The organism is Bacillus sp. 22446 (assembly GCF_052044955.1).
Taxonomy (GTDB): domain Bacteria; phylum Bacillota; class Bacilli; order Bacillales; family Bacillaceae; genus Bacillus; species Bacillus altitudinis.
Map to the genome: position 1 here is coordinate 420,534 of NZ_JBQEOD010000001.1, position 15,309 is coordinate 435,842.

18 protein-coding genes are annotated in these 15,309 nt (G+C 41.3%); 1 reads left to right on the plus strand and 17 read right to left on the minus strand.

What is annotated here, in order from left to right:
• Positions 1-145: 145 nt before the first annotated feature.
• The 15 genes from recO to rpsU form a co-directional block, all read right to left on the minus strand.
• Complete coding sequence (recO, locus tag ACTJJD_RS02290) at positions 146-916, minus strand: DNA repair protein RecO (protein ID WP_007501304.1); 771 nt, start codon at positions 914-916, stop codon at positions 146-148.
• A gap of 35 nt (positions 917-951) precedes the next feature.
• Positions 952-1,095, minus strand: coding sequence for a YqzL family protein (locus ACTJJD_RS02295; RefSeq protein WP_008342408.1), 144 nt, complete (start codon positions 1,093-1,095; stop codon positions 952-954).
• 147 nt (positions 1,096-1,242) lie between these two features.
• Positions 1,243-2,148, minus strand: a complete 906-nt coding sequence (gene era, locus ACTJJD_RS02300; protein WP_007501305.1) for a GTPase Era — start codon at positions 2,146-2,148, stop codon at positions 1,243-1,245.
• Entirely contained in the window at positions 2,141-2,539 is a 399-nt protein-coding gene (locus tag ACTJJD_RS02305; protein ID WP_008342410.1) for a cytidine deaminase, read from the minus strand. Before ACTJJD_RS02305 ends, era begins: the two co-directional genes overlap by 8 nt.
• A 112-nt stretch (positions 2,540-2,651) precedes the next feature.
• Complete coding sequence (locus ACTJJD_RS02310; RefSeq protein WP_242730675.1) at positions 2,652-3,038, minus strand: diacylglycerol kinase family protein; 387 nt, start codon at positions 3,036-3,038, stop codon at positions 2,652-2,654.
• The gene (gene ybeY, locus ACTJJD_RS02315) at positions 3,016-3,495 is read right to left on the minus strand and encodes an rRNA maturation RNase YbeY (protein WP_007501310.1); all 480 of its coding nucleotides are present in this window, start codon (positions 3,493-3,495) and stop codon (positions 3,016-3,018) included. Before ybeY ends, ACTJJD_RS02310 begins: the two co-directional genes overlap by 23 nt.
• Complete coding sequence (locus ACTJJD_RS02320; RefSeq protein WP_423232571.1) at positions 3,496-5,610, minus strand: HD family phosphohydrolase; 2,115 nt, start codon at positions 5,608-5,610, stop codon at positions 3,496-3,498.
• Between the two features lie 114 nt (positions 5,611-5,724).
• The gene (locus tag ACTJJD_RS02325) at positions 5,725-6,684 is read right to left on the minus strand and encodes a PhoH family protein (protein WP_008342419.1); all 960 of its coding nucleotides are present in this window, start codon (positions 6,682-6,684) and stop codon (positions 5,725-5,727) included.
• Between the two features lie 3 nt (positions 6,685-6,687).
• The gene (gene yqfD, locus ACTJJD_RS02330; RefSeq protein ID WP_242730677.1) at positions 6,688-7,878 is read right to left on the minus strand and encodes a sporulation protein YqfD; all 1,191 of its coding nucleotides are present in this window, start codon (positions 7,876-7,878) and stop codon (positions 6,688-6,690) included.
• 18 nt (positions 7,879-7,896) lie between these two features.
• Positions 7,897-8,178 carry a sporulation protein YqfC gene (gene yqfC, locus ACTJJD_RS02335; protein WP_012010618.1) on the minus strand — a complete coding sequence of 94 codons (282 nt, stop codon included), beginning with the start codon at positions 8,176-8,178 and terminating at the stop codon, positions 7,897-7,899.
• Between the two features lie 205 nt (positions 8,179-8,383).
• Positions 8,384-8,881, minus strand: a complete 498-nt coding sequence (locus ACTJJD_RS02340) for a hypothetical protein (RefSeq protein ID WP_024718815.1) — start codon at positions 8,879-8,881, stop codon at positions 8,384-8,386.
• Positions 8,882-8,912: 31 nt separating this feature from the next.
• A complete protein-coding gene (gene floA / locus ACTJJD_RS02345) occupies positions 8,913-9,905 on the minus strand; it encodes a flotillin-like protein FloA (protein ID WP_007501317.1) in 993 nt (330 codons plus the stop codon).
• Between the two features lie 27 nt (positions 9,906-9,932).
• Entirely contained in the window at positions 9,933-11,246 is a 1,314-nt protein-coding gene (locus ACTJJD_RS02350; protein WP_079919484.1) for an NfeD family protein, read from the minus strand.
• A gap of 141 nt (positions 11,247-11,387) precedes the next feature.
• Positions 11,388-11,837, minus strand: a complete 450-nt coding sequence (locus ACTJJD_RS02355; RefSeq protein WP_007501319.1) for a GatB/YqeY domain-containing protein — start codon at positions 11,835-11,837, stop codon at positions 11,388-11,390.
• Positions 11,838-11,851: 14 nt separating this feature from the next.
• A complete protein-coding gene (rpsU, locus tag ACTJJD_RS02360; protein ID WP_003152957.1) occupies positions 11,852-12,025 on the minus strand; it encodes a 30S ribosomal protein S21 in 174 nt (57 codons plus the stop codon).
• Between the two features lie 182 nt (positions 12,026-12,207).
• Here rpsU and ACTJJD_RS02365 point away from each other — a divergent pair, with 182 nt between their 5' ends.
• Positions 12,208-13,137 carry a Na/Pi symporter gene (locus ACTJJD_RS02365; protein WP_041506931.1) on the plus strand — a complete coding sequence of 310 codons (930 nt, stop codon included), beginning with the start codon at positions 12,208-12,210 and terminating at the stop codon, positions 13,135-13,137.
• A 40-nt stretch (positions 13,138-13,177) separates the two neighbouring features.
• On the opposite strand, the gene mtaB is transcribed toward ACTJJD_RS02365, so the two are convergent.
• Entirely contained in the window at positions 13,178-14,536 is a 1,359-nt protein-coding gene (gene mtaB, locus ACTJJD_RS02370; protein ID WP_017367626.1) for a tRNA (N(6)-L-threonylcarbamoyladenosine(37)-C(2))-methylthiotransferase MtaB, read from the minus strand.
• Entirely contained in the window at positions 14,536-15,306 is a 771-nt protein-coding gene (locus ACTJJD_RS02375; protein WP_212359953.1) for a 16S rRNA (uracil(1498)-N(3))-methyltransferase, read from the minus strand. Before ACTJJD_RS02375 ends, mtaB begins: the two co-directional genes overlap by 1 nt.
• Between the last annotated feature and the right edge of the window lie 3 nt (positions 15,307-15,309).

Consider the following 15,309-nt stretch of genomic DNA (forward strand, 5'->3'; position numbering starts at 1 on the left):
CGTTGCTCAAGAATGCCTTTCGTTACGTGTCCATCCTTAGCTCACACCGTCCTAAGGTCGCTTTTATGGCTGATACGTAAGTACTTCTTTCTGTCAATGCAACATATTTGATCTTAGATGATCTTACAAAAAGTCACGAGAGATGTCAACTTTTGTTTTCACCGTCCATTAGCTTTTTCATGGATTCCATTTGATTCATGAATTTTTTTGATTTTAAATAAAGACCTGAATACTCTTCATAATAATGATCGAGCACTTGACGAATTTCTTGTTTCGTTTGTGGTTTCACGTCAACCTGACCAAGCCTTGATAAATCAAAATAATGAAACAAACGGAGCAGTCTTGCTGCTGCTGGGGATAAGGGCAGTTTATATGGATCTTTAGAAAAGCATTGCCTACAGATGAATCCGTTATCTCTAATTGAGAAATGGAACTGCCCTTCTTTTTGACCGCAGTGTACACATTGGTCCAGTTCTGGCTTCAACCCCATCACTGACAGCATTTTAACCTCTACGATAAATAAAATAATATCAGCATCTGTGCCTTCATTGAGATGGCGTAAAGATTGAAGAAGAAGTTCAAACAAGTAAGGGTTTGGCTTCTTTTCTTCTGTTCCTTTATCAAGTAATTCTGTCATATATGCGGCATATGCGGTCAGAAATAAATCTTCCCGAATGGTCCGCATGCTTTCCATCATTTCACCTTGCTGGAGCGTTCCAAGTCCTGTTGACGATTGGATCAGGAAGGTTCCGTATAAAAACGGCTGGCTTATGGCTGACAGGCGGCTGTTCGATTTCTTAGCGCCTCTTGCCATCACACCAATTTTCCCATGTTCTCTAGTGAGCAGCGTGACAATTTTGTTTGTTTCGCCATAATCTGTTGTTCTAAGGACGATTCCTTCACTTTTAATGAGCATTTGTCTACACTCCGAGCATTGGAGGGGGTCAAGAATTATAAGATTGGAAAATCAAGTCGTGCTATTTCTTCTTCAAGTACATCGGGTCTTTCCAGGTTCTCCTTTTCTAACTCTTTGAAAAGCAGATACGTGTCAACGCTTCCTGTTTGTGAAAATACGTTCCATGTAAAATTCAACATAAAAACCCCACCTTTCTTTATTAGAAGCAGCAACGCTACATCCAACATATTAATTTTATCTTGACCAGGCTACCTCCATTTCATGATAAACAATTTTTACTAATCGAACCGCACCATTGTCAGATCTACTAACAACTGTATCGGTTTTTAATATTCGTCTTCTCTAAATCCGAAATCACGAAGATGTGTGGATTTATTACGCCAGTCCTTCTGCACTTTTACCCAAAGCTCTAAATACACTTTTGAGCCTAAAAGTGCTTCAATGTCTCTGCGCGCTTTTTGTCCCACTTCTTTTAATAAGCTGCCGCGCTTACCAATCACAATCCCTTTTTGTGAATCACGTTCTACGACGATGGTCGCTGCAACATGAATCTTGCCGTTTTCATCTGGCTTAATCGATTCAATCGCAACCGCAATACTGTGAGGGATCTCTTCTCTCGTTAAATGCAGCACTTTTTCACGAATTAATTCAGAAATAATAAATCGCTCTGGGTGATCTGTTACTTGATCTGCCGGATAAAATTGAGGGCCTTCTGGAAGATAACCTTCAATTTGCTGAAGAAGCGTATCAATGTTGTTGCCTTCAAGTGCTGAAATTGGCACAATTTCCTTAAATGGGTAACGTGTGCGGTATTCATCAATTAAAAGGAACAGTTCATCCGGATGAATTTGATCAATTTTATTGACGACAAGGAACACCGGTGTCGATGTTTGCTTTAGTCGTTCAATGATGAATTCATCACCTTTTCCATAGCCTTCCTGTGCGTTGATCATAAACAAGATCAGGTCGACTTCCTTGAGTGTATTTTGAGCCACCCTCATCATAAAATCGCCAAGTTTGTGCTTCGGTTTATGAATTCCTGGTGTATCGATAAAAATCGTTTGTGACGTGTTCGTTGTCAGAACACCTTGCACTTTGTTTCGAGTCGTTTGGGGCTTATCACTCATAATCGCAATCTTTTGCCCAATCACACGATTAAGAAAGGTCGATTTCCCTACATTTGGTCTTCCAATAATTGATACAAATCCTGATTTGAAGCTTTCGTTAGTCATTTAAATCCTCCGGTGAAAATGCGCCTGGCAATAGTTCGTTTACTGTCGTTTCGTATATATGTCCTTTTAAGTTCGTTAGAATCACTGGCATATCAGGTGCACATAGCTCTGAAATGACCTGTCTGCATGCGCCGCATGGTGAAACAGGTCGATCTGTATCAGCCACTACTGCAAGCATTTGAAAAGATGTGATGCCCTCTGAGTAAGCTTTAAAAAGTGCTGTTCTTTCCGCACAATTACACATACCATATGCTGCATTTTCAATATTGCAGCCGCCATACACTTTTCCGTCATGCGATAATAATGCTGCACCGACTTTGAATTTAGAATAGGGTACATATGCAAAATCTCTTGCTTTGACTGCTTCTGAAATCAACTCTTGTTTGTTCATTCTAGTTCCCACTTTCAGAAGAAATGGTACCACTGTCACATTTATATTTTACATAATTCACGTGACATTTTCACGCCCATTTCTAAAAATGTTAATAAATAGTAATATTGTTCTATTGCATGATCTTCGGTAAGAAGATCATCAACCCAATCATAACCGAAATGGCGGCGTAAACGCAAACAGCGCCTGCTGCCGCGTCCTTCGCTCTCTCAGCAAGAGGATGCTTCTCTTCTGTGAAAAGATCTACTGTATGTTCAATCGCTGTATTCACAAGTTCTAACGCAAACATCCCGCCGCATAAAAGCAGAATGATCATCCATTCAACCGGATGAATGTGAAACCAAAAGCCGCAAATCACCACGATGATGGCTGCGACTGTGTGAAACCGAAAATTCCGTTCATTCAAGAAAGTTCGCCATATTCCTCTAAATGCATAATAAAAACTCCGAAAAAAACGGACAAGCGGCGTTCGTTTCTTACGATGATCTAGAAAGGCCATAATCATCCAAGATTTTTGTCTGTTTGGCGAACATTTCTTTTTCATCTTCTTCTGTCATATGATCATAACCAAGCAAATGAAGAAAACCATGAATCGTTAAAAATCCTAGCTCTCTCATGAAGGAATGTCCATATTCCTCTGCTTGCTCTTTCGTACGATCAACACTAATGATAATGTCACCAAGTACAGGCGGAATGTCATCAGCTCCAATGATTTCAATTTCCCCTTCGCCTTCTTCCTCAAGTGCAAATGAAATTACATCTGTTGGTGCATCTTTTCCTCGGTATTCTTTATTAATTTGATGAATTTCTTCATTTGAAACGATCGATACTGATACTTCTGCTTGATCTTTTACTTCAAGAGCATCCGCAGCAAATTGAAGAAGCTTTTCCACTTCTTCAAGCTGCTCTTTCGATACTTGTCCTGTTTCATCTATTAAATCGATTAACAATGTCATTTACTTCACCTTCTGCTTCGGGGCATCTGGATATTCAATCCGAGAATGGAAAATCCCCTTTAATGTTGTACAAATTGTTTGACTAATAATATTTAATTCTTTAAATGTCAGATCACATTCACTAAATTGCCCATCCTGCATCTTATCTGAAATAATGCCTTTGACAAGCTTTTCAATCCGCTCAGGGTTTGGATTATGCATCGAACGAACCGCCGCTTCCACGCTGTCAGCTACAGAAATAATGGCCGCTTCTTTCGATTGCGGTTTTGGACCAGGATAACGAAATTCTTCTTCTGTCACCTGATCATCCCGTTCTTTTGCCTTATAGTAAAAGAACTTCAGCAGGGACTTTCCGTGATGCTGTTCTGCAATGTCCACAAGTTCCTCTGGAAACTTCTTTTCTCTCAGCATTTCAGCACCATCTGTCGTATGGGCAATAATAATATTTTTGCTCAGCTGAGGAGAAAGCTTGTCGTGCGGATTATCAATGTTCATTTGATTTTCAATAAAGTATTGGGGTCTTTTCGTTTTTCCAATGTCATGATAATAAGCTCCAACCCTTGCTAACAATCCATTTGCACCGACTGCTTCACATGCAGCATCCGCTAAATTCGCCACCATGACACTATGATGATATGTACCTGGCGTCTCTGTTAAGATCTTTTTCAGCAGCGGATGATTCGGGTTCGATAATTCAATAAGCTTCATGGTCGAAAGAATGCCAAACATGCTCTCAAAGACTGGCATTAACCCAATAACCAAAATAGCCGATGCAAACCCTGACACAATCGCCATGATGAGGTTCACACCTATTTCAAGCCCTGATGGAGAAGAATTTTGAATCAGCGTAATGGACAGCACAACAAGTACATTCACCAAAGCTACCCAAAGCCCCGCCTGCAAAATTTTTGATCTCGCATTATGTTTTCTCAAAAATAAAATCCCCGCCATCCCGCTTATTAGATAATAAGCACAGATGACATAGTTAAAGACGCCTGTTACTCCTTGATTAAACATCATACTGCCGCAAAGGGCAAATACAAGGCCGGAGAAGATCGCCAGCCGCTCATTGATCAGCAGCTTAATCAGCATCGTGCCAAGTGCCACAGGCACGACGTAGCCGATGGTTGTATATTTGGTTTCCTGGAAGAGACTGAATACTTCCATGATGATTAAAATAATGGTGAAAATAAGCGAGTACAGCAGTAACGATTTATTCTTATGGACGAGCGACTTTTTCCTCGATTCCAGTGAGTGGACAATCGCCGCTAAGAAAAGACCGATTAAGATGATAAGACCGCTTACAGGCTTAAACAAATTGGAGCTGTTTAAAAGACCGGTCAGTTCTAATTTACGATACACTTCACGGTCAATGAGCTCGCCTTCTTCCACTAAAATTTGCCCTTGCTTGATTTGAACCGGCTGGATATTATCAGCTGCTTCTTGTCTTTTCTTCTCTGTTGCCACCGGGTCAAATACATAGTTTGGAATAATCGCAAATTCACCAATTTCTTTCGCTGCATTTAAATATTTTGACGGAATCGAATTGTTTTCAAGCTCTGCTTTCACTTGTTTCTTTTCATCTTGCAGCTTAGAAGCTGTGATTTCTTTACCCATGAGCGAATTGACCACTGTGATGATGGAGTCCTTTGTAAAAGAAAGGTTTTCGTCGCTTGCTTGGAGCAGTGCTTTAATCGATTGATCCGAAACAGCTTCCTGCATATCCGTCGTGAGTTTCTCTTTTACATGCTTCACCATCTCTTGATCTGTTGGCGGGTTCTCTTTGTCATCAGCTGCTGCTTTCTTCTCTTCTTTAATGGCTTCAAAGAGGGATGAAATGAGGTCAACACGATTATCAGAATACGCTTTTTTGAGTGTATATTGGTCTTCCACTTGATCCGTTGCTTCTTGTTTCTTTTCTTCTGTTGCTTCTTGGTCATCAACGGTAGACGGAGAATAGATGGTCTGTTCGCTCACTGAAAACAAATCTAGGTCGAGCGATTCAGGCTTTACATGGAAGAAGAGCACCACAAACATGATGGCCGCTAAACCAGCGTATAGCAGTACGTTTAAATAGCGTGAGCGCTCCATTTTCTGAGGTTCTTTTTTAGACAGCAGCCTTTTGCGCTTACTGCCTTTCTGATTCTTTCTCAAGGAAAGTACCTCCTTTTTTACTTTAAACCACGATCGAAACAAAATGACCCGATTAAGGCGATCGGGTCACTCAGTTCATTTTTGCTTTTCGTATGCTCCAATGATCTTCGCCACAAGCGGGTGTCTGACCACATCTGTCTGATCTAATTCAATGAATGAGATACCCTTGATCTCAGCAAGCATGTCCTTTGCAGCCGCAAGACCTGACTGCATACCTTTAGGCAGATCAATTTGTGTAATATCTCCTGTAATGACCATTTTAGAACCAAAGCCTAGTCTCGTCAAAAACATTTTCATTTGAGCTGGCGTTGTATTCTGCGCTTCATCTAAAATCACAAATGCATCATCAAGCGTCCGCCCTCTCATATAGGCAAGAGGGGCAATTTCAATCACTCCGCGCTCAATTAAACGTTCCGTATGATCACTACCAAGCACATCGTGCAAAGCATCATATAGCGGTCTTAAATAAGGATCAACTTTTTCTTTTAAATCTCCTGGCAAAAAGCCAAGACTTTCTCCTGCTTCAACAGCTGGCCTTGTCAGGATAATCCGTTTGACATGTCCATTTTTCAGGGCATGTACGGCGTTGACCACTGCCAAATACGTTTTACCTGTACCAGCAGGTCCAATCCCAAAGACCAGATCATCTTTTTTCATTGCCGCAGCATATTCACGCTGGCCGATCGTTTTGACTCTGATTGACTTTCCTTTGGCATTTTTCGTAATTTCATCTTCATACATATTTTCAAAATAATTGAGCTTGTCTTTTTGCGCCATTTTAATGGCATAGACAACATCCCGTTCAGAAATCTCAATTCCTTTACGAATGAGATGTAAGAGAGATGTAATCAAACGGCTCACAGTATCTCTTGATGCTTCCTGACCAGAAACATACACTTTCTCTCCACGTGTGATAATGGAGACATTCAGCTCGTTTTCCATCAGTTTCAGATAAGCATCTTGATTGCCAAATAAAGCAATGGCTTCGTTTGGACTATCCAATTTTTGTTGAATCTCAAGTAAATGTTCTGTCATTCTCTAGTCTCCCTGAACAATAGGTGTTGGTTGAACAATATCTTCTATTACTTGGTAAAGGATGATTAACTTAACTTTACCATTCCCTGTTGTCTCGTGCAAAACTTTTTCACTTTTCACCTCACCTGTTGAACCTAGCTTTTCTTCTAATTCTTTTTTACCCATTTTAATCCCTGCTTGAACCGCTTCTTTATTTGTGTATTCTCGATTTATTTTTTCACTTTCTCGTGTGATTTCCTTTTCATAGGAGAACGGCAATTGCATATTCAAAAAATGAAGCGGGTGAACTTCTGTTTCTGTTTTCGGCTGCTGAAAATCATCTTTTTTAAAGGAAAATCCCCAAAATGGGATGGAGCCTCCAAATAAGGAGAGCTTGTGCTTTGTCTTCATTTTACCCGTAAAGACATCAAAAGATGTTCGGAGAGGGACAGAAACTTCAGATCGGTACCATGTTTCACCATAGATTTTCGCTTTAGCTCCGACCGTTTTTTTCTGATCTTCACTCCCAATTAAACCTGAGACGAGCATCTGCCCTTTTTTCACATGCTCATCGACCTGGGCAAGCGGTTCCCCCTTTTCTACATACATTCTCGTGATGACCGCCTTTTTCTTGGCAACGATGTGCTGAGGACTCGTATATTTCTCCTTTTCAGGTTCATTTTTTTCGACCACTTTCATTTGAAACGTCGTTCCGTTCAGTTCAACTCCGACCCATGTAATGCTCTGAATATTGGTCGTCAATGACTTTTGTATTTTTTCAGGTGTCCCCATGAGAAACTGAAAACGCCCTTTTTGCACCCCTATTTCGTCCAGATGCTTTCTCATTTGGTGTTCTGTTTCTGGATTCGCACCTTTAATCTCAATTTTCCACACCATATTTGAAAGAGCCAATATCGTCACTAGGAAAAAAGCCATTCCGAGGGTGAATCCAATATTTCTTCTCGACCATAGAAGAAGAAACGGGAACCCTTTCTTTTGATGAAACGAACATTTCACCTCATGATGTCTGCGCACTTTTCTAAAGGCATGTACATCTGAGAGGCGAATAAATAAGCGCACGCTGTCTTGACGGCGGCTCACTTGAAAAATTGTGATCCCCTGTCTCGTGCACTCATTGATTAGCCGCTCAATACCGCTTCCTCTTATCTCCACTTCCACTCTGCCAATAAAATAGGAAAACCATTTGTTTTTCACGTTTCTCCCCTCCGTCAGTTAAGAATCAATATAACGGACCTCATCAATTTTCCCCTCTAATAAGATCTCTTCTGGCAAAATCGTTTTAATCACAAAGTCTTTTCCTGAAATAATGCACTGTCCTTGCTTGAGCATCAGCCTTACCTCTTGATCACTGAAAAGTAAAAGCCCTTTATGGTTCTCTATGTAAATATGGAGTCTGCCAACCATCGTAATACGGGGAAGATCCATCATCACGTCCGGAGGGATTTCAAGTGTTCTTGTCAGCCATGCTTTAAGTCGATTTTTTCTTTTTCCCATTCAATAAGAACCCCTTCCCACCTCATGTGTATGAGATCAAACTGAAAGATGGTGAGACTGATGAGAAAGCCTCTATATCATCCTATTCCTTAGCGGTTCATATCATGCTAATGAATCCCGTAAAACAGCCGTTTCATCATTTTGACTAAAAAAAGTCTCCATACACAACAAAAAAGCCCCCTTAAGGATGAGGGGGCTTACTTCTTTATCTTTTATATGGCCGTTTCATCGTTCGATGTGGCTTTTTCGCACGAGGCTCTCCAAATACTTCACCAAGGATCATCCCTTGAACGACCGTATCTTGGTTGAGTTTCTCAATCATTTTCGGCTTCATTCCAGCAGATGCTGCCTTTGGCCTTGTAAGTTCTCTTTCAAGCGATTGAAACTCTTTATTCAGCTCGCTTTTTCTTTCTTCCATTTCGGCAAGTGTAGCTGTATAACGATCCTGTAAGGATTGTGAACCTTGTTTCTTCATCCCGCCATGATCATGTACATCGCCAAAATCGTCAAGCTGGTCCGTTACGACCGGATCTGGACTTGTTTGTTTTGTTTGCTTTTGCGGCACTGGTTTACGCTGAGGAGCCGGTTTGTTTTGCTGGTTCTTTTGTTCGTTCTCCTCTTGTTTACCGATTTTCCCAAAGACCGCAGAAATGATACCGATGATAATCGCGATTAATAGCGGATTTTCAAATAGAATGTCCAATGGGCTCCCTCCTTAAAGCGTGAGAGGATGCTTATTTGTTTTCATTATCAGATGGACCTTTTGTCATTTTGCCAAATGAATCTCTCATATCCGTATCAGCATCGATATTCTTAATGTTCATGTAGTCCATGACACCGATATTACCTTCACGTAGTGCTTCGGCCATTGCAAGTGGTACTTCAGCCTCTGCTTCTACTACTTTCGCGCGCATTTCTTCAACTCTCGCACGCATTTCTTGTTCTTGTGCAACAGCCATTGCGCGGCGTTCTTCTGCTTTCGCCTGTGCAATGTTTTTGTCGGCTTCTGCTTGGTCTGTCTGCAGGATCGCCCCGATGTTCTTACCGATATCAACATCTGCGATATCAATCGAGAGAATTTCAAATGCTGTACCTGAATCTAATCCTTTACCAAGAACCGTTTGAGAAATCATATCAGGATTTTCAAGAACCTTTTTATGATTATCTGATGAACCGATTGTCGAAACAATCCCTTCACCTACACGAGCAATGATTGTTTCTTCCCCTGCACCACCGACAAGCCTGTCAATGTTTGCACGAACTGTAATACGTGCTTTTGCTTTTACTTCAATCCCGTCCATCGCAACACCTGAGATAAATGGTGTTTCAATGACTTTAGGGTTTACACTCATTTGGACAGCTTCAAGTACGTCACGGCCTGCTAGGTCGATTGCCGCACAGCGAGCAAAGTTCAATTCGATATTCGCACGCTGAGCTGCGATCAGTGCGTTGACAACTCGGTCTACGTTACCACCTGCAAGATAGTGGCTTTCTAATTGGTTAATCGTCGCATCAAGACCTGCTTTATGCGCTTTGATGAGCGGGTTGACCACTCGGTTTGGAATCACTCGGCGAAGTCTCATTCCTACTAGTGTAAAAATGCTCACTCTTACGCCAGCCGCTAGGGCAGAAATCCACAGCATCACCGGTACAAAGGTGAAGAAGATCGATAGAACGATCAAACCTGCTGCGATAATCACGAATAATAGTAAAGTAGATGGATCCATTTTATTCCTCCTATAAAATCAGTATATCTATACTTTCCTCACGACAATGCGTGAGCCTTCCGCTTTCACAATTTTTACTTGTACATCCTTATCGATAAAAGCACCTTCTGACACAACATCAATGCGCTCGTCTCCGAATACAATCGTACCAGATGGACGAAGTGCTGTTGCTGTCACTGCGATTTGTCCTACAAGATCATCTCTTGTTTCATTTGAGACATAACCACTTTCTTTATTGGTTGAATCGGTTAAAATGAACTTTTTAAAAAATTTCATACGTTTCCCCAACACCTTTGTCAATAAAATAACTGCTATGATTGAAACAGCAGTGGCAATCAAGATGGAAATCGCCATTTCTGTGAAGCTTCCAGCTGCTAAAAATAAGCTGACAACGACACAGATTAGTCCAATGACACCCACGATTCCCCCTGGCAAAAATAATTCCAGAATGATCAACACAATCCCTGCCAAAAACAGGAACAATGTCTCATATCCTGCAAAACCTGCCACGAGATGACCATAAAAGAATAGAAGAAGCGCTGTGACTCCCATGGTGCCTGGGACCCCAAAGCCGGGAGAATATAATTCAACAATTAATCCTAAGCTCGCAATGGATAAAAGGATAGGAATGACGATCGGATGCGTGAGAAAACGCGCAACCTTTTCAGCAAAGCTCACTTCATCGTATTGAACAGAGGCATCTGCTAAGTTCAGCTTCTGAAGCAAGTCATCCATATTTTTCGCTTCTCCTTCTGCATAACCGAACTGAAGCGCCCGATCTGTGTTAAAGGTCAGCAATTCTCCTTTTGGTGCACCAGCTTCTTTTGCGTCTATATCTACATCTGCCATCGCAAGAGCATATTTTGGATCACGCCCCTGCTTTTCAGCAGCGTCACTCATTTCAGCAAGCCATAGAGATTCAGATTTTTGATCGGCAGCGTTGCCTTCACCGTCAATGATCGCAGCAGCCCCCATCTTTCCGTTTGGGGTCATATAAATTTGATCGGCATTTAAGGCAATGAATGCCCCGGCTGAAAGCGCTCTATGATTCACAAACGCTGTCACTGGGATGTCGGATGCACGAATGGTATCGGCTATTTCAAGTGCCGCATCGACTGCACCACCTGGTGTATTGATGTCGAGAATGATGTGCTTCGCCCGTTCCGACTTTGCCTGCTCAAATGATCGTTCAATGAATTTAGAAAGTCCTTTTTCTACTGTATCTTCAATTGGGATAACATGAACTTTCTGATCTGCTGATTTCGCGGTCAATTGAACCCCTAATAACAAGCATATTATAAAACAACTGAAGAGAGCAATAGAAATTTTCATTTTTTTCATCTATTTAGTGATCCCCCCTCTCTTTATTTCATTTTACCGTTCCTTTACATACGTTACAAATGTATCATAGGTTTCATTTTTATATGACAGGTTTATGGAGGCATAAAAAAAGTACCCTTCTAACATGAGAAGGATACTTTTTTATTGAGACAGTTGCTCGCTGACAAGTCTGTTAATCACAGCCCCATCAGCTTTACCTTTTACTTTTGGCATAATAGCGCTCATCACTTTACCCATATCAGCTTTCGATGAAGCACCGGTTTCGGCGATTGTTTCTTTCACAACCGCCTGCAGTTCTTCTTCAGAAAGCTGTTCAGGTAAATAAACGTCTAAAATGTCAATCTCTTTTTGAACTTTATCTACTAAATCTAAGCGATTAGCTTTCGAAAATTCATGGAGGGAGTCTTTACGTTGCTTAATCTCGCGGGAAAGGACGGTTAGTTCCTCATCTCCGGTCAAACTGTCTTTCTTAAGCTTTATTGCTTCATTTTGCAGTGAAGCCTTTACCATACGAATGACAATAAGCTTGTCTTTCTCTCGGTTTTTCATAAAAAGCTTCATATCAGAATTTAATTGCTCAAGAAGACTCATAAAATCCACCCTCTTTAGAATTTACGTTTTCTAGCAGCTTCAGACTTTTTCTTACGCTTTACGCTAGGCTTTTCATAAAATTCACGCTTTCTTGCTTCTTGCAATGTTCCAGTTTTGGATACACTGCGTTTAAAGCGACGAAGAGCATCTTCAAGCGATTCGTTTTTTCTAACGACCGTTTTTGACATTCTCTTTCCCTCCCTCCGAATACACCAATCGACTGCATTAAAAAAAGATATACATGCAAAACATGTACCTAGACATTATAATATAAGCCTAGGTTGAGGTCAACTAAGTGATTTGGAAATATATTTTCGTCATGAGCAGGTAGACAAGTCCATATATTCATTGGTAAGAGGAGGACTTTTCTATGATGGCGATCATTTATTTTTGTGCACTTATTTTCATTTTTTTATGGGCAATGGGTTTGCTTAGGAAAGGATTAATGGCACTCACGTCGTCTCGTATTGAGAAATCACTTCTTCTCTTTACAGATCATCCAGTCAAAGCATTCTTGGTCAGTATTGTGTTTACAGGGGTTCTTCAAAGCAGTTCGGCGTTTATGGTCATCGTTATCGGCTTTGTGAGTACAGGCATTCTCACGTTTAAAAAATCCATACCCATGATTCTTGGAACGAATATCGGCTCAACATTTACGACAGAATTTATTGCCATTAAGATGGACGTGTTTATGTGGGTTCTGATTGCAGCTGGTCTTTTATGTATCATTTTGGGCAGGAAGTCTTTTCGATATGCAGGAAAAAGTTTATTTGGGCTTGGCATGATCTTTTTTTGTATTCAAGGTTTTTCAAAAATTGCAGGTATGATGACCAGTCAGCCAGAGACACTGCGTTTCCTTGAAATGATGCAGCACTCAGATTGGACAGCTCTTCTCTCTGGTACAGTGTTCACGGCCATTGTTCATTCAAGCTCTGTATGTATCGGTATTTTGATGGGATTTATGAATGAAGGGACTGTCGCTCTAAAAGAAGGCATCAGCTTTGTTTTAGGGTCCAATATCGGAACATGTATTACTGCCGTGATGGCTGCTATCTCTGGCGGTTATGCAGCCCGCCAAACCGCGTATGCACACGTCGTGTTTAATGTTCTAGGTGTACTTTTATGTCTTCCTTTTCTCGCCTTTATTACAGAGTTTGTTGCACTTTTAGCAAGCTCTCCTGCCCAGCAAATTGCGCACTTTAGTCTGCTGTTTAATGTTGCAAGTTCTCTCCTCTTTTTCCCGTTCATCCGCCCTTTTCACGCCTTGATTTTGTTCCTTCTTCCGAATCGGTCAACATAAAAGAAACCGGCTTGCCTAATGGCTGCCGGTTTTTCATTCATTATGAGGTCATTCTCACTTGATCCGTCTGCACGTCATCACTTATACGGACGAATTGCCCTTCGTTATAAGGATAACCTGCTTTCGTAATCTTCACTTTTACCAAACGGCCGATCATGTCCTCTGTTCCTTCAAATACGACCTTCATGTAGTTATCAGTATATCCTACATACAGATTGTGCGTTCCGTCCTGTTCTTTGAAGGATTCTTCTGGAATAATCTCTAAGACGTCGCCTTCATATGCCGATGCATATTCTTTCGCAAGCTGATCAGAAAGAGCAATGAGGCGGTGAACGCGTTCGTTTTTCACATTCTCATCTACTTGATCTTCCATTCTTGCAGCAGGCGTACCTGTCCGTTTGCTGTAAGGGAACACATGGAGCTCAGAGAATTGATGGTCTTTGACAAAATTGTATGTCTCCATAAATTCTTCTTCTGTTTCTCCTGGGAATCCAACGATCACATCTGAAGTGACAGCAAGACCTGGCAATGCTTTTTTAAGCTTCGTTAAACGCTCTGCAAAGAATTCCATTGTGTATTTACGGCGCATTCTTTTCAGTACAGTATTAGAGCCAGATTGAAGCGGAATGTGCAAGTGTCTCACAATTTTATCTGACTGATCGAGCACTTCAATCACTTCGTCTGTAATTTGACTTGCTTCAATGGATGAAATGCGGATTCGTTTTAATCCCGCCACACGTTCATCTAATTCTTTCAGAAGCTTAGCAAAGTTATAATCCTTTAAATCTTCACCGTATCCACCTGTATGAATACCTGTTAATACAATTTCTTTGTAGCCAGCATCGACAAGCTGCTGCGCTTGATTGATGACTTCTTCTGGATCGCGAGAACGCAGTAATCCGCGAGCCCAAGGGATAATGCAGAATGTACAGAAATTGTTGCAGCCTTCTTGGATTTTTAATGAAGCACGTGTTCTGTCTGTAAACGCAGGAACATCTAGTTCTTCAAAGACCCGTGCTTTCATGATATTGCCAACTCCGTTGATCGGCTGTCTTTCTCTTCTGTATTCTTCAATATAACCAAGCAGTTTATGTCTGTCTTGTGTGCCAACCACAATATCAACACCAGGAATCGCCATGATTTCTGCCGGAGACGTTTGTGCGTAACAGCCTGTTACACAAATGACACCATCCGGATTATGACGAATGGCTCTTCTAATGACTTGGCGGCTTTTTTTATCGCCTGTATTGGTGACGGTACATGTATTAATGACATATACGTCTGCTTTTGATTCATAATCTTTTCTTTCATAGCCAGCTTCTTTAAACAGCTGCCAGATGGCTTCTGTTTCGTAGTGATTGACCTTACAGCCAAGTGTATGGAACGCTACTGTTCCCATCATGCTTCACCTCTTAATAACTCTGTTTGATAAGATATAGCAGAAAGCGCGTAAAGAGGAGCTGTTTCTGTTCTTAAAATGCGTGGTCCAAGCCCGCAAATGACTGCACCATGCGCTTCAAGTTCTTCAATTTCCTTTTCTGCTAAACCGCCTTCTGGACCAAAAACCACTAATAAGGTTTGTCCGCCCTTCATCTGTTGGAGCACCGTTTGAAACCGGCTTTGCTCGCCTTCTTTCGATGATTCTTCGTATGCAACGACACATTTATCGAATTCACCGGCCAGTTGAATCAGCTCTTTAAATGTTGATACTGGATGAACGCGCGGAATGATATTCCGGTAAGACTGCTCGGCAGCTTCTTTCGCAATTTTTTCCCAGCGATCTCGTTTTTTTAATGACTTTTTTTGGTCAAGTTTTGTAATCGAACGAGTCGCTTGAAACGGAATAAAAGCACTTGCGCCAAGCTCGGTGCCTTTTTGGATAATCCATTCAAGCTTATCCCCTTTTGGCAGACCGCTTGCAATCGTCACCTTGATCGGAAGTTCTCGATTCTGATTCGTCCAGCCTTCCAAGTGACAAATCACTTCTTCCTTTGTTATTGTATCAATTTTACTGAGCGCTTCAAAGCCGTCTGTCGTTAAGCAAAGGATGTCCTCCCCTGCTTTCATCCGCATGACGTTTGCAAGGTGATGAACATCTTCACCCTTTATGACGATGTTTCCCTTTTCCGTCACTTCTTCTTTTGTGAGGTCGATAAAATATCGTTGCATACG